Raw genomic sequence first — 20,136 nt, 5'->3', positions numbered from 1 at the left:
GCAGCGCAGCGCGTCAGCTCTGCAGCACGTAGGCGCCCGGCGCGTCACAGAGCGCCTGGCCCATCGCCGGCGGCGCGACCGGCGGGCCTGAGCGCGCTGCGAGCCAGGCGCTCCATTCCGGCCACCACGAGCCATCCCTGACCGTTGCGATTTTCGTCCACTCGTCGGGGTCGGCGTAATGTTCCCCGTCGATGCGCGTCGTGAAACGGTAGCCGCCGCGTTTCTTCGCCGGCTCGGAGACGATGCCGGCGTTATGCCCGCCGCTCGTCAGCAGGAAGGTGATTTCGGCGTCGGCGAGCAGGTGAATCTTATAGACCGAACGCCAGGGGGCGACGTGATCGCGCTCCGTGCCGACGGCAAAGATCGGCGCATGAATATCATTGAGCGCGACGGCGCCGCCATTGGCGCGAAGCCGGCCCTCGGCGAGATCATTGTCGAGGAAGAGGCGCCGCAGATATTCTGAATGCATCTTGTAAGGCATGCGCGTCGCGTCGGCGTTCCAGGCCATCATGTCGCTCATCGGCTCGCGCTCGCCCATCAGATAGGACTTTAGCGCATAGGACCAGACGAGATCATTGGAGCGAAGGAGTTGGAAGGCGCCGGACATCTCCTTGGAATCGAGATAGCCGTGCTCCCACATCAAATCCTCGAGGAAAGAGAGCTGGCTCTCATTGACGAAGAGCGTCAGTTCTCCTGCCTCGGTGAAATCGGTTTGCGCGGCAAGCAGGGTCACGCTTTTGAGACGATTGTCATTGTCCCGCGCCATCGCCGCCGCGGCGATGGCGAGCAGCGTTCCGCCCAGGCAATAGCCGGCCGCATGGATCTTTCGGTCCGGCATGAGCTGCGAGATCGCGTCGAGCGCGGCCATGACGCCGAGTCGTCGATAGGCCTCCATGTCGAGGTCGCGATCTTCGGCGCCCGGATTGCGCCAGGAAATCATGAACACCGTAAAGCCTTGCTCGGTCAGATAGCGGACGAGCGAATTATGCGGCGAGAGATCGAGAATGTAATATTTCATGATCCAGGCGGGCGTGATCAGCACCGGCTCCGGCCGCACCGTCTCGCTCGCTGGCGCATATTGAATGAGTTCGATCAGTCGATTGCGATAGATGACCTTGCCCGGCGTCATCGCGACATTCTTGCCGGGCGCGAAGGCGTCGGCGCCGACAGGCCGCTTGCCGCCGGCGCGGCGCTCCATGTCTTCGAGAAAATTCTGCAATCCATAGACGAGATTGACGCCGCCGGTCTCGAAGGTTCGTTGCAACGCCTCGGGATTGGTCGCCAGGAAATTCGACGGCGAGAACATGTCGAGCAATTGCCGCGAGGCGAATTCGACGGCGTTTTCATGCTGCTTGGTGACGCCGCCAATGCCCGTCGTGGCGTTGTGCCACCATTGCTGATTGAGCAGAAAGCCCTGGTAGAGCAGGGCATAGGGCCAATGCCGCCACGCTTCGGCGGAAAATCTCCTGTCTTGCGGCAGCGGCTCGATGCAGGGCGCGGCGTTCGGCTGCAGCGCACAGCGCCAGGCGTAGCTGGCGAACCGCCAAGTCTTGCGCATCGCCTTTTCAGCGAGCTGCATCTGCTTTCCGGGCGAGGACGCGAGATGAACCGCCCAGTCCCAATAGGCGCCCGCCATGGCGGCAGGCGAAAGCCCGCCGGTCAGATGGGCGACGCTGGCATGCAGCGAGCGGTCGATGACGTCGCCGAGCGCCGCGTAACCGTATGACTCTCCCTCGGTGGCGCGCTCAGCCGCGAGGAAGGCGCTGGGCCAGGCCTCGACAAAGGCGCTCGAGGCGAGCCGAGGAAAGGTTTGAACCGCATTGGGGTTGGCCGCGCCAGAGGATGTCCGCTCGGCGCGCTCCTCATTCTTAAGCGCAATATTTGCGTGGGTCGTCATCGCCATTCCCTAAGCCGAGCCGCTCGGCGCCTTGGAATCTATGTTAGATGATGCTGCGCTGCAACATAGGCATTGGTCCGGGCTTGGCTGAACGGCGAGCGCTACCATCTCCTCATGAAGAAATATCTACTGTTCGGGAGTCCCTCGTGAGAGCCATCGCCGCCGCCGTGCTGACGCTCGCTTCCACCGCCGCGCTCGCCGCGCTCAAGCCCGGCGACGTCGCGCCGGATTTCACCCTTGAGGCGGCGCTCGGCGGCAAGGATGTTTCCTTCTCGCTGCGCCAGGCGCTCGCGAAGGGGCCGGTGGTTCTCTATTTTTATCCGAAGTCGTTCACCAGCGTCTGCACCGTCGAGGCGCATGAATTCGCCGAAGCCATGGACGAATTCGCCGGATTGGGCGCAAGCGTCCTCGGCGTATCGAGCGACAAGATCGCCGTTCAGCGCGAATTTTCGTCGAAGGAATGCCGCGACAAATTCCCGGTCGGCGCCGACCCCGACTTCAAGGTGATCAGCGCCTATGACGCGGCCTTCAAGGTTCCGATCGCTGGCGCGATGTTCGCCAACCGCATCTCTTATGTCATCGCGCCCGACGGAAAGATTCTCTCTGTCGTCGAGGACTCTGGCGCGACGGCGCATAGTCAAAATGCGCTCGCGGCGCTGAAGCGGTGGCGCGACGCGCAGGGCAAGTGAGACAATATTCGGTTGAACCGCTCGACTGTCATTCCCGACGCGCGCAGCGCGATCGGGAATCCAGAGCAAAACCAGCATTCGTGGGTTGGCTCTGGAGTCCCGGTCAGGCCTTCGGCCTGCCGGGAATGACAACGGTCCAAGCAAACGGATCAGCCGGAATTCGTACCAGACCGCCCCGTGCGATCAATGATTCCGGATCAGCCGGCGCAGCAGAACGATCTGCGCGAGCAGCGTAGCGACATGTGTGTTCCAGTTGACGAAGTTGGCGCAGGGCTCGTTCTCGTCGCCGCAGCCGAAGCTCTTTGCGAGCGCGGGATCGAGCAGCCATCCAATTGGCGCGCCGAGCGGAAAGGAGAGCGCCTGCATCGCCTGACGCGCGAATCGTCCAGTAGCGCGCAAACGTTCCGAGAGATCGTAATCGTCGTAAGCGTTGACATAGATCGCCAGAACGGCGAACGAGAGGGCGACAGTCGCAACCGCATAGGCCAGCCATGCGAGGCGCAGAAACCGTCCTTGCCCGTCGTGCGGCGGGCGGTCGCTCACCCTCTCTTCGGGCGAATACGGATGATCACGTCGCAGCCGACGATTTCCATCCCTTCAGGCGGCGCCGGCAGTCGCGCGAATTCGACCGAGCCGTCGGCGGCGTCGAACATGCGGCCCGACCCTTCATCCATGAAATGATGGTGCGGCGAGATGCGCGTGTGGAAGTAGGTGCGCGGTCCCTGCACGGCGATTTCGCGCAACAATCCCGCTTCCGCGAATTGGTTGAGCGTGTTGTAGACCGTGGAGAGCGACATGGTCAGACCAGCCTCGCGCGCCTCGGCGTGCAAGGCTTCGGCGCTCACATGCCGGTCGCCGTTGCCGAACAGCAGCCGGCTCAGGGAGAGCCGCTGAACGGTTGGACGCAGACCGGCGGCGCGCAGCCGCGTTTTGAGGTCCGAAATTTTCGTTGCGCTCTCGGACGATTGATCGCGCAGTTTGGTCGAGCGGTCGAAACTCGTAGACGAGGGTTGATGAGTCATTCGTGGCGACAGGCGAGCATCACTCGCTCCCTATTCATGCAAAAGCTTTTTTTAGTAGAAGGCAGCGTCCCGCCCCTGTCAAACGAAATGGCGGAAGGTGTAATATTTCCAAAGAAGCAGCAAAGGATTGGCTCATGACTAGGCGCCTTGCGCCATTACTCTGGGCGCCGATTGACCGCCGACGCATGCTCGGCGGTTTTACGCGCGCATTCGTGGCCGTCTGGATTGCGCGAGATTGCGCCCAAGCCGACACGTTCGAGGCGTTTTTGCAGAGTCTTTGGCCATCGGCGCAGGCGGCTGGCGTCTCGCGTGAGACCTTCGACGCGGCGATCGCAGGACTTACGCCTGACCCGTCGGTGTCGGCGAAACCGCGCGCCCAGGCGGAATTCATCGTCTCGATTCCCGCCTATCTCGGCGGCGCTGTGACGAATGGTCGCGTCTCGCGCGGCCGCGCCGTGGCCGCGGAACTCGCCGGACCGCTTGGCCGGGCGCAGGCCCGCCACGGCGTTCCGAGCGAAATCATTGTCGCCATTCTCGGCGTCGAAAGCAATTTCGGAACGGCGGCCGGCGGCGCCGACGCGCTGCGTGTCCTGGCGACGCTCGCCTGGCAGGGCCATCGCGCGGAAACCTTCATCGACGAAATCGTCGCGGCGCTGGTCATGCTCGAAAAGGGCTATGCGAATCGCGCGCAATTGCGCGGCTCCTGGGCTGGCGCGATGGGCCAGCCGCAATTCATGCCCTCCGCCTATCTCAAATTCGCGGAAAGCGACGAAGGCGGCGGCGCGCCGGACATCTGGCGCTCGCGCGCCGACTCGGTCGCGTCCATCGCCAATTTCCTGGCGAAATCCGGCTGGGTGGCGGGATTGCCGGCAGTCATCGAAGTTCGGCTGCCGGAAGGTTTCGACTATGCCGCCTTCGATCTCGATTTCGCGCGCTGGCGGCAGATCGGCGTCAAGCGCGCCGACGGCGGCGCATTGCCGGCGAGCGGCGCCGCGAGCCTTTATCTGCCGGCGGGCGCAAGCGGCCCGGCCTTTCTCATCAGCGACAATTTCGAAGTGATTCGTCAGTACAACACATCCGACGCCTATGCGATGTCGGTTGCGCTGCTCGCCGACCGCATCGCCGGACGCGACATTCCGCTTTCGCCCTGGCCGAAGGTCGCGCCGCTGCCCACCGCCGACGTCAAGGCGATGCAGCAGCTCCTCAGCGCACGCGGCTTCTATCAGGGAACATTCGACGGCAAGCTCGGACGCGCCAGCCGGAACGCCATCCACGCCTTTCAATTGAGCGCCGGCGTTCAACCCGCCGACGGCTTTGCGACCAAAGAGGTCCTGGCGCGGCTGCGCGGGAAATAAGCCCGCTTCGGTTCAGATGTCGAGATCGCGGTAGACGGATACTTCCCTTTCGCGCGCGGTCCGCGCCGCGTCGCCGGCGCGAATCCCGCGCCAGACATCGAAGGCCATGACCAGCGTCGTGAACAGTCCGGAAATTTTTCCGACGATGAAGCTGAAGGGAAAGATCAGCCGGTCCGGCGCAAGAATGAACTGCCCGCCGAGAAAAATGACGGCGGCGTTGATGAAATAGGCCGGCCGAAACAGCGATTTCTCCTCCCATGCGCTTTGCGCGTAGCTGCGCGAATTCTTCTTCACCGCGCGATTATAGGCGGGATTTGAAAACAGTCCCCCGAACCGCCGTTTGGGAGGAAGCGCATTGGGTCCGGCAAGCAGCGCGCGATAGCTCTGACGCACAGAGGAATGAGCGAGCAAAGCCAGCGCGACATTGGCGAGCGTGAAGGCGATTTTGAGCTGGATGAAGGTGAAGGACAGCTGCGCCGCGAGGTCGACGAAAAACAATTGCGTGAACGCGTTGAGCAGGAACGCCGAGCGATGAAAGCTCGCGCGGTTGATGTCTTGCGTCTTCTCGTCGATGAAGGCCGCGCCGGCCTTGGTCTCGGCGCGTTCCTTCAGAATCAGACGGTCATAGTCGTCGGTCTTGAAGCGCCTGGCGATTTCCTCGATCGTCTCGCTTGGCGCGCCGCGCTTGATCTTGAAGGTCGCCTTGCCAAGGAAGGAAGAAATCCGCGTGAACAGGCCGCGCGCCATGGCGTAATGCGAAGTGACCGACGTAAGAAAATCTGGCTCTCCCGCCATCGCGCGCACCTGAGCTGAATCTCTCGTTCGATTGCTGTTATAGCGGCAACGCGCGCCGGCGCCGACCCTTTGGCCGACTCTTGGGCCGCAGGTTGATCCGGTTCGGCCTCTTGGCCATATTTAGGCCTTCCGATCCTCGCGTCTCCGCATCACAGGAGTCGCCCACCCCTTGAAGGTGTCCCGCCATGTTCAGCGCCTTTCCGACGGCTCGCTCGATCGCCGAAGCCGCCGCGCCCGCCCCAAGGGCGGAAGCGCTGCCTGAATGGAATCTCGCCGATCTTTATCCGTCAACCGATTCGCCGCAGGTCGCGGCCGATCTCGCCCGGGCCGCGCAGGACGTCGCGCAATTCGGCAAGGAATATCGCGGCCGGCTCCAGGCGCTTGCGGTCGGGCCAAACGCCAGCGCCGAGTTGGGCGCGGCGGTCGAGCGGTATGAAACGCTGCAGGACCTGCTCGGTCGGCTGATGTCCTTCGCCGGCCTCCTCTACAGCGGCGATACGACTGACCCCGCGCGCGCCAAATTCTATGGCGACGTGCAGGAGAAAGTCACCAACGCCTCGGCGCAGCTGCTGTTCTTTCAGCTCGAACTCAATCGCCTCGACGACTCGACATTAATGGCGGCGGCGAGCGCTGAGCCGCTCGCGCGCTGGAAGCCCTGGTTGGAAGACATCCGCAAGGAAAAGCCGTACGAACTCGAAGACAGGCTCGAAGAGCTGTTCCACGAAAAATATATTTCAGGCGCGGCCGCCTGGAATCGTCTCTTCGATGAAACCATTGCATCTTTGCGCTTCAAGGTCGCGGGCGAGGAACTCGCGATCGAGCCCGTGCTCAATCTCATGCAGGACCCGCGCGAAGCGACGAGACGGGAAGCGGCCGAAGCGATCGGCCGGACGCTGAAAAACAATCTGCGCACCTTCTCGCTCATCACCAACACTTTGGCGAAGGACAAGGAAATCTCCGATCGCTGGCGCGGCTTCGAGGATGTGGCCGACTCACGTCACCTGTCCAATCGCGTCGAAAGAGAAGTGGTAGAAGCGCTCGCGCAGGCGGTGGAGGCCGCGCATCCGCGCCTGTCGCATCGCTATTACAAGCTCAAGGCGAAATGGTTCGGCAAGGACGCGCTCGATTATTGGGACCGCAGCGCGCCGCTGCCGGCGACGCCGGCCAAGCGCTATTCCTGGCCCGAGGCGCGCGAGATCGTGCTCGAGGCTTACAACGGATTTGCGCCGCGCATGGCGGAGATCGCCGGCCGCTTCTTCGACGAGAATTGGATCGACGCGCCGGTGCGCCCCGGCAAGGCGCCGGGCGCCTTCTCGCATCCGACTGTGCCGTCGGCGCATCCCTATGTGCTGCTCAATTTTCAGGGCAAGACCCGCGACGTGATGACGCTCGCGCATGAACTCGGCCATGGCGTGCATCAGGTGCTTGCGGCAAGGCAGGGCGCCTTGATGGCGCCGACGCCGCTCACGCTCGCCGAAACGGCGTCCGTCTTCGGCGAAATGCTGACCTTCCGCGCCCTCATCGCGCAGGCGTCGGACAAGGCGCAAAAGCGCGCGCTGCTCGCCTCGAAAGTCGAGGACATGCTCAACACCGTCGTGCGGCAGATGGCCTTCTACGCCTTCGAGCGCAAGGTGCATAATGAACGGCGCGAGGGCGAGCTGACCGCCGACCAGATCTGCGATCTATGGATGAGCGTGCAGGGCGAAAGTCTCGGCCCCTCGATCCGACTGGGCCCCGGTTATGAAACCTTCTGGGCGTATATTCCGCATTTCATCCATTCGCCGTTCTACGTCTACGCCTACGCCTTCGGCGATTGTCTGGTGAATTCGCTCTATGGCGTCTATCAGAGGGCGCATGAGGGATTCGCCGAGCGCTATTTCGCTTTGCTCGAAGCCGGCGGCGCCAAGCCCTATGACGAATTGCTCAAGCCCTTCGGACTCGACGCGCGCGATCCTGCCTTCTGGAACATCGGCCTCGAAATGATCGAGGGCCTGATCGCGGAACTTGAGGCGATGGAGGCGTGAGGCGAATGCCGGCCGATCTCTATGCTCGGCGGGTCATTCGCGGCAAATTGAAGCGCTGACCCGGCGCCGGTGTTTTCGGCCGTCGCGGACCATCGTTGCGCAGCGACCAAGCGGCCACGCCAACGAATCAAAACGCCGGCCCGAGGCCGGCGCTTTAACTTTATCGCGGTCGACGCTTATTGCTGCCCGGCGCGGATCGAAAATTTTGAGCCGTCGCATTTGACTTCGCCGCTCAGCACGTGTCCGCTGGCGGTGGCGGCGGGCTTGCCCGTCCAGACGCAATTCTTCTTGTCGTCCGTCCGGTCGACGAGGTTGACCGTGTAGGCTTCGCCTTCGGCGGTTCCATCAAGTTTATATTCAAGCATCTTGCCGTTATCGAACTGCATGTTGGCCGAGCCCGAGAGCTTGCCGCCAGCGTTGTCGAGAGTCCAGGTTCCCGACGCGACCTTGATGCCGACCGCGTTGGTTTCGGTCACGCTCCATTTCGTGGTCTCGGCGGAGGCGGCGGCGCACATCGCTAATCCGATTGCGGTCGTCGTCAATGCGATTTTGATCATCCTTGGTGCTCCCACAGTTACTGATGGGCGACATTTTCCGCCGCAGCGCCGACTGAGGCTCTTGAGAATGCGGCCAACCGAGCCTCTCGGCGTCTCGCGCCTTTGCGCGAAGGGCGACAACGCGTGAAACCATGCGCATTGTCAAATAAATTTATGGAATGCGCCGTCAAGCGCTCGTCAAAAAGGAAAGTTACATGCCTCAACAAGACTGGACTCGGGTCGACGATTACATCGCCGCGGCGCTGATTTCCAAGGACGAATCTCAGCAGGCGACGCTGGCCGCCAATGCCCGAGAAAATCTTCCGGCGATCGACGTGTCGCCGCCGCAGGGCAAATTGCTGCAGCTGCTCGCAAGCGCCATCGGCGCAAGACGCATTCTCGAAATCGGAACGCTCGGGGGCTATTCGACGATCTGGCTGGCGCGGGCGGTCGGCGACGGCGGAAGGGTCGTCACCTTTGAACTCGATTCGCGGCACGCCGAGGTCGCCAAGGCCAATATTGCCCGCGAAGGCGTGAGCGGGCGCGTCGATCTGCGCGTCGGACCCGCGCTTGAAATGTTGCCGCTCTTGGAGTCGGAAGGCCCGGAGCCCTTTGATCTCGCCTTCATCGACGCCGACAAGCCCAGCAACGCCGCCTATTTCGCCTATGCGCTGAAACTGTCTCGGCCAGGCGCGCTGATCATCGTCGACAATGTCGTTCGGGAGGGGACGGTCGCCGACCCTTCGAGCGCCGACGGCGGCGCGCTCGGGGCGCGCGCGCTGTTTGAGGCCGTCGCCGCGGAGAAGCGGGTCGAGGCGACGGCGGTGCAAACCGTCGGCGCCAAGGGATGGGACGGCTTTTTGATCGCGCGGGTCAAATAGCGGCGTCGCGCGCGTCTCAGGCGCTGTCGAACGCGCCTTTCGCGCCGCGCCGTTTTCGGCGCAGAGGCGCGCCGTCGGGGCCGAACATGGCGGCCTCGACCTGGTTGCCGCGGTCGTCGTAGCGCCAAGCGATCCGCGCCGCGCCGAGGTCCTTACGGACCGTCGGCTTGCCCTCGGCGTTGAAATAGGCCTCTTCGACCTGATTGCCCTTGGCGTCATATGAGCGCGCGACCCGGGCCGCGCCCAGGCTCTTTCGCTTCATCGGGCGCCCGTCATGGTCGAAATAGGTCTCCACGACCTCCATCCCGCCGCGCGTCGGCGCCGGCTCGGCGATGGCTTCGGGCGCGACGCGAATGTCGCCGTCGCTCGCGGCGGTGAGCTTCCCGTTCTGCGAGCAGCGCTGCTCTCCCGAGGCGGCGCGACGCGTCGTCTTAACGAGGCGCGTCGCGTTATGAGTTTTCTGTTCCATGATCCCAAGTCGCTGGGCGGTCCGATGGCTCGTCGCAGCCGCCAGTCTGGAAACTGAACGGCCCATGCGCGCTACGCGACGCACGCTGACAAACGACGGAAACGCTGTTCTGACTTCCCGCCGCCGGCTTGCCGGCGCATCGGGCGTGAGGCCGCGGACTGCGGCAAGCGTCAGATCAGGACGGGAGGGGCGCGGGATCCAAGAGGCGGAGTCGACGCCTCGGGGGTGGGGGAGGCCTCGTCAAAGGCGAGCTTGATCGTCGAAAAGGACGCCAGCGGATGCGTTTCGCCGACGAAGGCCGACGCCGCCGTCGCGCCGCCAAGCGACGCGCAATGCACGACGCAGCAGACATCGCCTTGTCGCGCCGGGCGCGCCGGCGTCGCTGGATCGCCTGAAAGCGGTCCGGACGACTTGTTAAAGCAAATGGCGTTGGCGAACAGGCCCGAATTGCGCCCGCTGAACGAGACGCCAATTGCGAAGCCCTGCAAAACAAGCAGATAGGCGACGAGCAGGGTGACTGCCGTCGAACCGCACTGCCATGTCTTGACGTCGCTGCGACCGCTCATAGCGGGTCAAAGCTATTCACTGATTCCGTCAAGGTCAATGCCGGCGCCGGGCGCCATCGGGCGCGCCGCGATCAGGGGCTCCAGGGCCGGGCGTCTTCCGGCGCGCGCTCAAGGGCTTTCTGCGCCTCGATGGCGTTGAAAAGCGCGCGCAGCGCCTCTTTGACGCCGGCGCCGCTCGCCGATGAAAGGGGGAGGGGCGCCGCCTGTCGGTTAGCGCCGGTCCTGGGCCCCGCTGAGGCGATTGCCCGCTTCAGCCGCTCCCGCTGCTTCTTGAGATGATCCGGATCGACCGCATCGATCTTTGAAAGCGCAACGATTTCAGGTTTCTCCGCAAGGCCGCCGCCATAGGCCGCGAGTTCGGCCCGGACGATCTTGTAATCCTTGCCGGCATGTTCGCCGGTCGCGTCAATGAGATGCAGCAGCGCCCGGCAGCGCTCGATATGGCCGAGGAAGCGGTCGCCGAGCCCGTGCCCCTCATGCGCGCCTTCAATCAGGCCGGGAATGTCGGCCAGCACGAATTCCCTGTCGCCGCTGCGCACGACTCCGAGACCCGGGTGGAGCGTGGTGAAGGGATAGTCGGCGATTTTCGGCTTCGCCGCCGTCACGGCCGCCAGAAAAGTCGATTTGCCGGCGTTCGGCAGGCCGATGAGCCCGGCGTCGGCGATCAGTTTCAGCCGCAGGACGATGGTGCGCTCCTCGCCCTCCTGCCCGGGGTTGGCGCGCCGCGGCGCCCGATTGGTGGATGTGGTGAAATGGGCGTTGCCGAAGCCGCCATTGCCGCCCTTGCAGATGACGACGCGCTGGCCAATTTCGGTGAGATCGGCGATGAGCGTCTCCTCATCCTCCTCGAAAATCTGGGTTCCGACCGGTACTTTCAGAACCGCGTCGGCGCCGCGCCCTCCGGCGCGGTTCTTGCCCATGCCATGTCCGCCGGTCTTGGCCTTGAAATGCTGCTGATAGCGATAGTCGATCAGCGTGTTGAGGCCCTCGACGCAAAGGGCGACGACATCGCCGCCGCGCCCGCCGTCGCCGCCGTCCGGTCCGCCGAATTCGATGAATTTCTCGCGCCGGAACGAGACGCATCCGGCGCCGCCGTCGCCGGACCGCACGTAAACGCGCGCCTGATCGAGGAATTTCATCTTGCGCTCACGTCGACGGAAAGCGCGGCCGACGCGCGCCGAACAGGGTATGCGCTTCGCCGCGCTTCAATTCGAAGAGCTCGACTTCGATATCGCCGCCGCGCGCCGGCGCCGCCAATATGCCGCGTCCCGTGCGCCGAAATCCGAGCTTCTCATGGATATGCAGGGAAAACTGGTTGTCGGGCCGCGCCGAGGACACGATCCGGTCGAGCGAAGTAATGCCGAAGGCGAGGTCGATCAGCGCCCGCGCCGCCTCGGTCGTGAAGCCTTGTCCCCAATAGGGCTTTCCCAGCCAAAAGCCGAGCGTCGCGGCGCCGCGCCGGTCCGCGCCATGCAGGCTGACGAGGCCGATCGGCTCGTTCGGACGATTCTTCGGGGTGACGACGAGATGCAGGCCGCCGCCGGCGGCGTTCTCCAACCGCGCCGATTTGATGAAGGCGTCGGCGTCATGCGCTTCATAGGGATGGGGAATGTTCGCCGTCATCAGCGCGACGTCGGGTTCGCTGGCGTGACGGCGAATCTCGTCGGCGTCCGCCGCGCGCGGCCAACGCAGCCACAAGCGCTCGGTTTCGAGCCGGAAAACGTCGTCGTGGGTGATTTCGGGAAACATCCAACGCTCCAAGCGATATTCGGAAATATTGGCCTAAAAGCCGTTAAGGAGAACATTCTCCCTCCCGGCCCGTCACGGCTTTTCCGGACATCTCGCCTGGAACGTTTCCCGCCTGGATCGCCAGCAAGCGGGTCGAGACGACCGTGATCCGCCGGAATGATCGGCGGCGGGTCGTCCCTACCGCCTTACTCCGCGGCCTGCGCCGGCGTTACCGATACGCTGGACCGTCCGCCGCTAGACTTAAATTCGACCACGCCGTCGACAAGGGCGAACAGCGTGTGGTCCTTGCCCATGCCGACATTGCGGCCCGGATGCCATTTAGTGCCGCGCTGGCGCACGATAATGTTGCCGCCGACGACCGCTTCGCCGCCGAATTTCTTGACGCCGAGGCGCCGGCCGTCCGAATCGCGGCCGTTGCGCGACGAGCCGCCTGCCTTCTTGTGAGCCATTGTTTTGCTCCGAATGTCTTAAGCGGCGACTGGGCCGCTGTGTTCCTAATGGCGCGAGAGGACGATCAGCCCTCGATCGCGGTGATTCTGACGAGCGTCAGGTCCTGACGATGACCGCGCTTGCGCTTTGAATTCTGCCGACGGCGCTTCTTGAAGGCGATCGACTTCGGGCTGCGGGTCTGTTCGGCGATTTCGCCGGAGACTTTCGCGCCGGCGACGGCCGGCGCGCCGATCTTGGGGCTGTCGCCGCCGAGCATCAGCACTTCGTCGAAGGTGACGGCGTCGCCCGGCGCGCCGTCGAGCGCCATGACGGTGATCACGTCACCGGCGGCGACGCTATATTGCTTGCCGCCGGTTTTGATGACTGCGAACATCTTCTTGTCCTGTGTTCGTTCCGGCTCTGGCGTTTCCGCCGGCCGGCTTCTTGGCAGTTGATTTTATTTCGCTTCGCTATTGCGTAGAGGCGCAAAAGAAAAACGCGGCGAAACCGCCGCGCCGAAGCGAAGTTCATCTACTCTCTAAACGCGGCGGCTGTCAATTGCGGGCGCTCGGTCGAAACGACTTCGCCGGCGGGGAACGTCCAGCGTCCCGAAGCGTTATTCTGTCATTGTTACGGTAAGTTATGGAGCATTGCTATGACCGTGCGATTTGGCTTGCGCCTCTGCGCGTTACTTTCCCTGTTACTGTTTGCGCTCCTGCTGGCGACGCCATCGCCGGCGATCGCCCGCCATGGCGGCGGGGTGGGCGCCAAATGCGGCGGCTTCGTGGGATTGCGCTGCGCCCCCGGCCTCTGGTGCGAGATGCGCCCCGGCGCCTGCCGCGTCGCCGACGCTTTCGGCCGGTGCGCGACGCGGCCCAAATTCTGTCCGCTGATTTATCGGCCGGTTTGCGGCTGCAACGGCCGCACCTATGGCAATGACTGCCAGCGGCGCGCCGCGATGGTCAACAAGAGTCACAACGGACCTTGCCGGCGTCATCATCGCTAGCGGTTAATCGAGGCGGCCGGCGCGAGCTGATGCGCCGCGCCGTTCCTTCGGCTAATTGAAGCAGCCGCTGGCCCGCATCTGCACGAACCAGACGGCGCAGGCCGCCTTGGCGCGTTCATACCGCTGGCGGCGATAGCCGCCATAGCCGGGACCGTAGCCCCCGTAGCCGGGACCGTAGCCCCCGTAGCCGGGACCGTAGCCCCCGTAGCCGGGGCCATAGGCTTGATCCTGGTAGTCGTCGTAATCGCCATCTCCGCCATAGGGACGGCCCGGATAGCCTGGGCCGTAGCCGCGGCGATAGAATCCGGCGAACTGGCTCTGGCGGACGCAATTATTGTAATTTTGCGCGATGGCGACGCAGAGCGGGAGATTGGCCGAATTGGCGGCGGGAGACGCGAGCAGGGCCGCCGCGCAGGCGGCGCCCAGAAGAGACGAGGTGACGAGGCGCATGTCGGCCAGTCCTTGAATGCGCCCAGCAGGGCGCCGACGACCCAGCCATTTTGACCGGCGCCGCTTAAAGCAAGCTGAACGGCCTCGGTCCGGCAGTGGGAATAATCACCAGCCGGCGATGCGTTTGCAGGAAGAGTCGCCCGCGCCAAAGGCGTAATGGTCGCCGCAGGCGAAGGCCACCGGCGGTTCGCCCGTCTGTTCGAAAAGGTCGTAGCCTTCCTTCAGGTTTTTCCAAAAACCGGTCCAGTGCTCGTAATTGCCGGTCGCGCCGACGAAGGCGAGCCAGCCGCCGCCGGTTTCGCGGGCGAGCGTCTGCTCCGTCATCCGGAACGGAAAAATATGCAGCTGCACTTCCTTTTGCCCGGCGCGGAGCGCCGCCTCGACGAAGGCGTAGATTTCCTCGATGCCGCGGTCGGTCATCGCGAAACAGCCGACCGATTTGCAGGCGCCATGGACCATGACGAGGCCGCCGGTCCGGCCGTTCTGGCGATCGAAGGCGTTGGGATAGCCGACGTTGAAGGCGCGATGATAATTGGAATTGGGATGAAGCTGTTTCGCCGAAACGCTGTAGAAGCCTTCCGGCGACTGGTAATCGGCTTCCTTCATCTTGGGGCCGAGCCTGCCCGACCATTTGCAGATCGGGTAGGTCTTATAGAGCGTGAAGCGGGCGTTGCTCTTTCTAAGCCATAGTTCGAGCTGGCCCTCCTGCTTGAAAATCCGCACGAAGACCTGGTCGCCCATGCCGTAACGGATCGGGGCCTCCTGCTGGAAGGCCTCGTCCGGCGCCGCCCGCAAGGTCGGCTCGACGGCGCGCGCCACCTGGGTCGGATGCGCCGCTTCGGCCGGTCCAGCCGGCGTCGTTTCGAGCGCGGCTCTCGCCGATGGTTGCTGCAGTCCGGCCGGCGGCGCAGTGGCGGCCGTTTCAGCTTGCGTCGGCTCGGCGGGCGTCGCGGCGGCTGACTCAGCGAAGCGGATCGCAAGCTCGGCGAGATCGGCCGGCCGCAGCGGCGGCAGCGGCGTGGATTTCTCGGCGGCCGGAGGCGGCGCGGCCGGGAAGGAGACCGAACCCTCCACCCCGTCCGAGGCGGGCGGAAGCGCCGCGACCTCGGCCGACGAATTGAGCGGCGCCGAGTCGAGAAGCAGCGGCGGCGCGATCATCGTAGCGGGCGGCGGCGTGGGGGGAAAAGCGCCGGGCTGCATGCGCATGGCGACGCGCATGCCGGTTGGCAGGGCGCCGCTCCAAATCTTGCGCGCCGCTTCGGTCCGGGCGGGAGGGCCGCTCCCGACGCCGGGCATGTAGCGGAGGGCTGCGAACCCGCCGATAAGCGCGACGACGGCGACCGACGCCAGCGCCAAAAGGGTCCGTCGCGGCGTCATGCGCCTGTGCAGCCTCTCCTGCTAGATCACGCCGCATTGGGGCGGAATCGCCCATATGCGGATAACGCGATCGATTTCATAAGTTTAAAGCACGCTGTGCTCGACGAGCCGGTTCCTGCCTTCTCGCCGCGCGCTCTGCAGCCTGGGCTGAACAAAAACATGAAACAAGGCGGTTTAGTGGCCTTCGAAGGCGACAAGGGTGCGCACCGGCACGCCGAGCGCCTCGAGCCGCTTCACGCCGTTAAGATCGGGCAGGTCGATGACGAAACAGGCGGCGACGACATCGGCCCCGGCCTGGCGCAGAAGCTTCACCGCGCCCTCCGCGGTGCCGCCGGTGGCGATCAGGTCGTCGACCAGAATCACCCGCTCGCCGGGGGTCGCCGCATCCGCATGCATCTCCATTTCGTCGACGCCATATTCGAGCTCATAGGCGACCGAGACGACGCGATGCGGCAGCTTGCCCTTCTTGCGGATCGGGATGAAGCCGGCCGAAAGCTGATGCGCCACGGCGCCGCCCAGGATGAAGCCGCGCGCCTCCATGCCGGCGACCTTGTCGATTTTCGTTCCCGCCCAGGGCTGCACCAGTTCGTCGACCGCCTTGCGGAACGCCTTGGCGTCGCCGAGCAGCGTGGTGATGTCGCGAAACAGGATGCCCTTCTTGGGGTAATCGGGAATCGTGCGAATGGCGTCGGCGAGGGGCATGGGGCGGCTCTCGGATCGGCGGCGGCGTCGCCGCGACTGGATGGCGATGGCGAACCGCCACGGCGTGAGAGAGATACACGGACGGCGGGGCAGGGCGCAAATGGGGCTGACAAATTAGAACGGAAAGCTTGAATCGATAAGCCCAGCTGACCGGTATTCTCTGCTTGCGAGACTGCGCTGAAAGAACTCTATGTTTTGCCAGGAGTGGAATATCTTTCGACTCAATACCGATAGGCCCAAGGCACAATTAGTTCGAAACAATTCTCGCCCGTGCAAAGCCGAAGAACGTCTCCTACCGCAGTCAAAGCGTCTCCTGACTGTCTTGGCGAAGCATCCTTAGTCTCGTGCATCAAGTTGTTACGGTGGCTGCGGACATCATTGATGCGCTGCTTCAAAAAATCATCGATTGCTCTCTCCTTGGTTAGCTTCTCGATCATCCCGTGAAATCCCAACTTGCTCAACTGACCACGCGAGATAGTCGATTTTAATCGGGAACCGTCCCAAGGCGACCGGAAGCACCAGCCACAAAGCCGTTCGCGAATATGGTCTCCTCAAGAGCGGCTTCGATCACCAGAGCCGAAAGAGCGATACTGGCTCCCGCGTGCTGACGACCATGCAAGACCATCGCCTGATAAGTCATCACCATCAGAGAGACGGGATCAGCGGCAAAATAAGAGGGTGTCGTGTTCAAGAGCCTGTCGGCTATATCGAATCCTTCATTTAAAGCATCTAATGGGATCGAATACCAATCTATTTCGCCATTAGGCCGTGTGGACGAATTTTATCAAGCACAGGCCTGCGGCGAAACTGACGATGGATCGGAAATTTCTGGCTGTCTTTTCGCAGCGTAGGGCGACGCGCTTGAAGCGTTTGATGCGTCCGATGCCCTGCTCGATGCGGGCGCGTGCTTTGTAGAGCGTCTTGGCGAAGAACTTCGGTTTGTCTTTCTCATTGGCTTTGTGCGGGATGACCGGGGCGATGCCGCGCGCCCTCGCCGCGGCGCGGTTGGCCTTGCTGGCGTAGCCCTTGTCACAGATGGCGGCGCGCGGCCGAATATCCGGGCCGATGTTGAGCAACGTTTCGAAATGCGGTGCGTCGGCAGCCTCGCCGCCAGTCAGATCGAACGCGATGATGTCGCCCGATGCGTCCGACTTCGCGTGGATTTTCGTGGTGAAGCCGCCGCGCGAGCGCCCGAGCGCCTGCGCCTCTTGCCCCCTTTGGCGCCTGCGGCCGACACGTGCGCGCGCACGATGGTTGAATCGAACATCTGGATCAGATGCGCCGACGAACTCATGGAGGCGAGCGTGTCGAAGAAGGCCTCGAATACGCCGGCCTTGCTCAAGCGGTCGAACCGTTTCCATACGCTGTTCCAGTGTCCGAACCGCTCCGGCAACGCGCGCCATCTTACGTTTTCGACCGTGAAGAAATGAAGCGCTTCGAGGAAGCGGCGATCGTCTTCGGCCTTGCGTCCGCGGCGCGGAAGGCAGGCCCGAAACACCGCGAGCGTATGCGCCCAGTCTTCCTCGTCCATCCGCGTCGACATGGCTTCTGGTCTCCGACTCAGTCGGAGTCCTATGAATCATGCCTGATTCCGCGAGGGAATCCCCTCGCAGTCTTCAATCATCAATTCGTCCACACGGCCTAGTCAAAGCGCGCTGACGGGTGCCAAGTTGGCTTTGCAGCCGCTTCGTATCCATCTCCGGCAGGAATAGTCCAGTGTCCGGAATTTCTACCCAACCATAAACGTCGTCGAGGCTTGGAAACGTAGGATTGTCAATAGATCTGCAGCTTCGCTTGGCGTGAACGCCGTAGATGCAAGCGGTTACGAATGTTGCAACTCTGAGGCGGTTAAGTTGCAATGAAATCAAGGCATCTGTGTTCTCGACCACCCGCTGTGGAACTTGTCCGGAACCTAGAAACTCCACACGACGAAAGCCGCCTAAGTTGCTGTTCCTATAATTGAAAGCCAAAAGGCCTAGATTCACAGCCAACACCTCGACGCCATTCGTCAGAAGACGTCGACCAAATATGCTCTGATTGAGCGTCCGCGATTTGTCCACCCCCCCCAAAAAAATATAGGTCTCACTTGGGAGGATGGCGATGCGATCAGTAAAATCTCGTTCAACGATCATTTACCGAGACTCGAAATCGTGATCCGCAATAACATTGAACCTCCGCTTGAGGTCGGCTTGCGTTGCGGTGTTTTCCGCTAGCGCCTCCTCGCGATGTTTGCGGGTAAGCATTGGTGGCGATCCTTGAAGCGATGACAGCGCGCGGCTGCGCAAAGCCCGTCCAAAACTCTACCCCGTTCCAAGCGCCTTCGTGGCGAGCGCGACGACGCGCGGGATCGGCTTCTTGCCCTGTTCGTAATAGGCGACCATGCGGCGGCTGATGCCAAGCGCTTCCGCCGCCGTGTCGAGCGTAAAAGCGTGGCGCTCGCGCCATTCCCGAAAGGCGTCGGCAGACAAAGTGGCGCCGGACTGTTCCTGCGCCAGCCGCCACAGCGTATCGGCGGACATGTCGATGTCGTCGGTCCAGACAATATCGGTTCCATGTTCGCCGACGCGCGCCTGCCGGAACAATTCAGGCGAGCGGCGCAGCGGCTCATAGACGCGGAACGTCGCGATGACGCCGGAGAGGTTCACAAGGCTCTCGTCGCCCCTATCCCAGCGCAGGCGCAAGGTCCGGGGCTTTTTGCCCGGCGCGACAGCGACGATGCGCGGCAAGGTCTTTTTCGGCATGGTCAATTCCGTTCGTTCAGTTCCGTCCACTTCAACGCGAGCATTTCCTTGTGCTCGCGCGCCCACGCCAAGGCTTCGGCGAGGTCGCCCGGTTTGGCGTCGCCGGCGATCACGGACAAATCCGAAATCCGCACCAGCGCCTGAAAATCGGGCGCGACGATGTGGACGTGCGGCGGACGATGATCGTCGGCATACATGCGGATGCTGACCGCGCCGAAGCGTTGCAAAACAGGCATGCCGATCCATCGATTGCCATAGTGCAATAGTTGCACCATTCCGAGTCAAAAATCAAGGTCGGAAGCAGTCGAGATTCGCGAGTATTGTTACGCTAGCAAACCTGCTCGCTGAGCACGGCTGTCAGGTTTTCAAATTCGTACGAAGCTGACGATGGACCATAGCGCCCGCAAACTTGCCCGCTGAGCTGCGTTCCTGTCGCGATGCCATTGCGCACGACGCCTCATCCCGCCTATCCGCCATTCACCCGCTTCATCACCGCGTCGAGCTTCTTCAGCAGTTCCGGATCGCGCGCGTCGGGGGCGGTGAGGATGGCGTTGTCGAGCGCGCGGTCTGAGCCGATCGGGCAGGGCTCATGCTCGCGCGGAAACTCCGACAGAATCCGCGTCAGCAGACGCGCGACCGTCGAAGAATTCTTCTGAACGACGGCGATCACCGCAGTGATGTCGACATTGTCGTGATCTGGATGCCAGCAGTCGAAATCCGTCACCATGGCGACGGTGGCGTAGGAGATTTCGGCTTCGCGCGCGAGCTTCGCCTCCGGCATCGCCGTCATGCCGATCACGTCATAGCCGGCGGCCTTGTAGGTGAGCGATTCGGCGTAGGACGAAAACTGCGGGCCTTCCATGCACACATAGGTTCCGCTTGTGACGTGATCGATGTTTTCGGCCTTGGCAGCCGCGGCGATGCGCGCGGACAGCAGCGGCGCGATCGGATGCGCCATCGACACATGGGCGACGCAGCCACTGCCAAAAAATGAGGATTGCCGCCCGAAGGTGCGATCGACGAATTGATCGACGAGGACGAAGAGACTTGGAAAAAGCTCCGCCTTGAACGAGCCGCAGGCCGAGACCGAAATCAGATCGGTGACGCCGGCCCGCTTTAAGGCGTCGATATTGGCGCGGTAGTTGATCGTCGAGGGCGAGAGTCGATGGCCCCGCCCGTGCCGCGGCAAAAAGACCGCCTGCGTCCCGCCCAATTCGCCGAAACAAAGTTCATCGGAAGGGTCGCCCCAGGGCGTCGTGACGCGCTCGCGGCGGATGTTGGCGAGCCCCGGCAGGTCGTAAACGCCTGACCCGCCGATAATTCCGACGACCGCTTTAGCCATGGGTGACGTCTCCTTGCATTGCTGTTGCTTGGCGCTTGCTTATCCGGCGAGCGCCGGCGCCAAAAATCGCGGCATTGTGACAGGGTTGCGCCCCCAAAACGCCTGT

General features: G+C 63.1%; 25 protein-coding genes and 1 pseudogene. 5 read left to right on the top strand and 21 right to left on the bottom strand.

Annotation, left to right across the window (positions count from 1 at the left end; translation table 11 throughout):
- Positions 1-13: 13 nt before the first annotated feature.
- Positions 14-1,897 carry a PHA/PHB synthase family protein gene (locus U1E20_RS08280; protein ID WP_409980117.1) on the bottom strand — a complete coding sequence of 628 codons (1,884 nt, stop codon included), beginning with the start codon at positions 1,895-1,897 and terminating at the stop codon, positions 14-16.
- A 146-nt stretch (positions 1,898-2,043) separates the two neighbouring features.
- Between U1E20_RS08280 and U1E20_RS08275 the strand changes: the two genes are divergently transcribed.
- Positions 2,044-2,586 (top strand): peroxiredoxin, encoded by a 543-nt coding sequence (locus U1E20_RS08275; protein ID WP_409980116.1) that lies wholly within the window; start codon positions 2,044-2,046, stop codon positions 2,584-2,586.
- 183 nt (positions 2,587-2,769) lie between these two features.
- Here the strand turns inward: U1E20_RS08275 and U1E20_RS08270 are convergent, their stop codons facing one another.
- Complete coding sequence (locus U1E20_RS08270; RefSeq protein ID WP_409980115.1) at positions 2,770-3,129, bottom strand: hypothetical protein; 360 nt, start codon at positions 3,127-3,129, stop codon at positions 2,770-2,772.
- Positions 3,126-3,608 carry an iron response transcriptional regulator IrrA gene (gene irrA / locus U1E20_RS08265; protein ID WP_409980114.1) on the bottom strand — a complete coding sequence of 161 codons (483 nt, stop codon included), beginning with the start codon at positions 3,606-3,608 and terminating at the stop codon, positions 3,126-3,128. Before irrA ends, U1E20_RS08270 begins: the two co-directional genes overlap by 4 nt.
- 134 nt (positions 3,609-3,742) lie before the next feature.
- Between irrA and U1E20_RS08260 the strand changes: the two genes are divergently transcribed.
- Positions 3,743-4,963 carry a lytic murein transglycosylase gene (locus U1E20_RS08260; protein WP_409980113.1) on the top strand — a complete coding sequence of 407 codons (1,221 nt, stop codon included), beginning with the start codon at positions 3,743-3,745 and terminating at the stop codon, positions 4,961-4,963.
- Positions 4,964-4,975: 12 nt separating this feature from the next.
- On the opposite strand, the gene U1E20_RS08255 is transcribed toward U1E20_RS08260, so the two are convergent.
- Positions 4,976-5,758, bottom strand: coding sequence for a hypothetical protein (locus tag U1E20_RS08255; protein ID WP_409980112.1), 783 nt, complete (start codon positions 5,756-5,758; stop codon positions 4,976-4,978).
- 185 nt (positions 5,759-5,943) lie between these two features.
- Here U1E20_RS08255 and U1E20_RS08250 point away from each other — a divergent pair, with 185 nt between their 5' ends.
- Positions 5,944-7,782, top strand: coding sequence for a M3 family oligoendopeptidase (locus U1E20_RS08250; protein WP_409980111.1), 1,839 nt, complete (start codon positions 5,944-5,946; stop codon positions 7,780-7,782).
- Between the two features lie 176 nt (positions 7,783-7,958).
- On the opposite strand, the gene U1E20_RS08245 is transcribed toward U1E20_RS08250, so the two are convergent.
- The gene (locus U1E20_RS08245) at positions 7,959-8,339 is read right to left on the bottom strand and encodes a hypothetical protein (protein ID WP_409980110.1); all 381 of its coding nucleotides are present in this window, start codon (positions 8,337-8,339) and stop codon (positions 7,959-7,961) included.
- Positions 8,340-8,533: 194 nt separating this feature from the next.
- On the opposite strand from U1E20_RS08245, the gene U1E20_RS08240 reads away from it, so the two are divergent.
- Positions 8,534-9,199, top strand: coding sequence for an O-methyltransferase (locus U1E20_RS08240; RefSeq protein WP_409980109.1), 666 nt, complete (start codon positions 8,534-8,536; stop codon positions 9,197-9,199).
- 16 nt (positions 9,200-9,215) lie between these two features.
- On the opposite strand, the gene U1E20_RS08235 is transcribed toward U1E20_RS08240, so the two are convergent.
- The 6 genes from U1E20_RS08235 to rplU all read right to left on the bottom strand — a co-directional run bounded on the left by U1E20_RS08235 (position 9,216) and on the right by rplU (position 12,806).
- Positions 9,216-9,668: a hypothetical protein gene (locus tag U1E20_RS08235; protein ID WP_409980108.1), complete on the bottom strand. Its 453-nt coding sequence runs from the start codon at positions 9,666-9,668 to the stop codon at positions 9,216-9,218.
- A 170-nt stretch (positions 9,669-9,838) separates the two neighbouring features.
- On the bottom strand, positions 9,839-10,234 hold the full coding sequence (locus U1E20_RS08230) for a hypothetical protein (RefSeq protein WP_409980107.1): 396 nt from the start codon (positions 10,232-10,234) through the stop codon (positions 9,839-9,841).
- Between the two features lie 71 nt (positions 10,235-10,305).
- Positions 10,306-11,373, bottom strand: a complete 1,068-nt coding sequence (obgE, locus tag U1E20_RS08225) for a GTPase ObgE (RefSeq protein WP_409980106.1) — start codon at positions 11,371-11,373, stop codon at positions 10,306-10,308.
- A gap of 7 nt (positions 11,374-11,380) precedes the next feature.
- The gene (locus U1E20_RS08220) at positions 11,381-11,983 is read right to left on the bottom strand and encodes a GNAT family N-acetyltransferase (RefSeq protein ID WP_409980105.1); all 603 of its coding nucleotides are present in this window, start codon (positions 11,981-11,983) and stop codon (positions 11,381-11,383) included.
- Positions 11,984-12,168: 185 nt separating this feature from the next.
- A complete protein-coding gene (gene rpmA / locus U1E20_RS08215) occupies positions 12,169-12,432 on the bottom strand; it encodes a 50S ribosomal protein L27 (RefSeq protein ID WP_409980104.1) in 264 nt (87 codons plus the stop codon).
- A 65-nt stretch (positions 12,433-12,497) separates the two neighbouring features.
- Positions 12,498-12,806, bottom strand: a complete 309-nt coding sequence (gene rplU, locus U1E20_RS08210) for a 50S ribosomal protein L21 (protein WP_409980103.1) — start codon at positions 12,804-12,806, stop codon at positions 12,498-12,500.
- Positions 12,807-13,067: 261 nt separating this feature from the next.
- On the opposite strand from rplU, the gene U1E20_RS08205 reads away from it, so the two are divergent.
- Complete coding sequence (locus U1E20_RS08205) at positions 13,068-13,418, top strand: Kazal-type serine protease inhibitor family protein (RefSeq protein WP_409980102.1); 351 nt, start codon at positions 13,068-13,070, stop codon at positions 13,416-13,418.
- A 51-nt stretch (positions 13,419-13,469) separates the two neighbouring features.
- On the opposite strand, the gene U1E20_RS08200 is transcribed toward U1E20_RS08205, so the two are convergent.
- The 10 genes and pseudogenes from U1E20_RS08200 to U1E20_RS08155 form a co-directional block, all read right to left on the bottom strand.
- The gene (locus U1E20_RS08200) at positions 13,470-13,868 is read right to left on the bottom strand and encodes a hypothetical protein (protein WP_409980101.1); all 399 of its coding nucleotides are present in this window, start codon (positions 13,866-13,868) and stop codon (positions 13,470-13,472) included.
- Between the two features lie 105 nt (positions 13,869-13,973).
- The gene (locus U1E20_RS08195; protein WP_409980100.1) at positions 13,974-15,245 is read right to left on the bottom strand and encodes a L,D-transpeptidase family protein; all 1,272 of its coding nucleotides are present in this window, start codon (positions 15,243-15,245) and stop codon (positions 13,974-13,976) included.
- 174 nt (positions 15,246-15,419) lie between these two features.
- On the bottom strand, positions 15,420-15,947 hold the full coding sequence (locus U1E20_RS08190) for an adenine phosphoribosyltransferase (RefSeq protein ID WP_409980099.1): 528 nt from the start codon (positions 15,945-15,947) through the stop codon (positions 15,420-15,422).
- A 484-nt stretch (positions 15,948-16,431) separates the two neighbouring features.
- Positions 16,432-16,638, bottom strand: a complete 207-nt coding sequence (locus tag U1E20_RS08185; protein ID WP_409980098.1) for a hypothetical protein — start codon at positions 16,636-16,638, stop codon at positions 16,432-16,434.
- Between the two features lie 70 nt (positions 16,639-16,708).
- Positions 16,709-17,308 carry an IS5 family transposase gene (locus tag U1E20_RS08180; RefSeq protein WP_409980372.1) on the bottom strand — a complete coding sequence of 200 codons (600 nt, stop codon included), beginning with the start codon at positions 17,306-17,308 and terminating at the stop codon, positions 16,709-16,711.
- An 11-nt stretch (positions 17,309-17,319) separates the two neighbouring features.
- Positions 17,320-17,478 (bottom strand): annotated as a pseudogene (locus U1E20_RS08175) (hypothetical protein); the annotation flags it as partial.
- A gap of 85 nt (positions 17,479-17,563) precedes the next feature.
- Entirely contained in the window at positions 17,564-18,079 is a 516-nt protein-coding gene (locus U1E20_RS08170) for a hypothetical protein (RefSeq protein ID WP_409980097.1), read from the bottom strand.
- A 168-nt stretch (positions 18,080-18,247) separates the two neighbouring features.
- Positions 18,248-18,688, bottom strand: coding sequence for a DUF2442 domain-containing protein (locus U1E20_RS08165; RefSeq protein WP_409980096.1), 441 nt, complete (start codon positions 18,686-18,688; stop codon positions 18,248-18,250).
- A gap of 2 nt (positions 18,689-18,690) precedes the next feature.
- Positions 18,691-18,924 carry a DUF4160 domain-containing protein gene (locus tag U1E20_RS08160; protein ID WP_409980095.1) on the bottom strand — a complete coding sequence of 78 codons (234 nt, stop codon included), beginning with the start codon at positions 18,922-18,924 and terminating at the stop codon, positions 18,691-18,693.
- Positions 18,925-19,154: 230 nt separating this feature from the next.
- Positions 19,155-20,030 carry an S-methyl-5'-thioadenosine phosphorylase gene (locus U1E20_RS08155; RefSeq protein WP_409980094.1) on the bottom strand — a complete coding sequence of 292 codons (876 nt, stop codon included), beginning with the start codon at positions 20,028-20,030 and terminating at the stop codon, positions 19,155-19,157.
- Positions 20,031-20,136 lie beyond the last annotated feature (106 nt).

This window comes from Methylocystis sp., assembly GCF_046349115.1.
Taxonomy (GTDB): domain Bacteria; phylum Pseudomonadota; class Alphaproteobacteria; order Rhizobiales; family Beijerinckiaceae; genus Methylocystis.
This window is presented reverse-complemented; position numbering and strand designations above follow the sequence as displayed.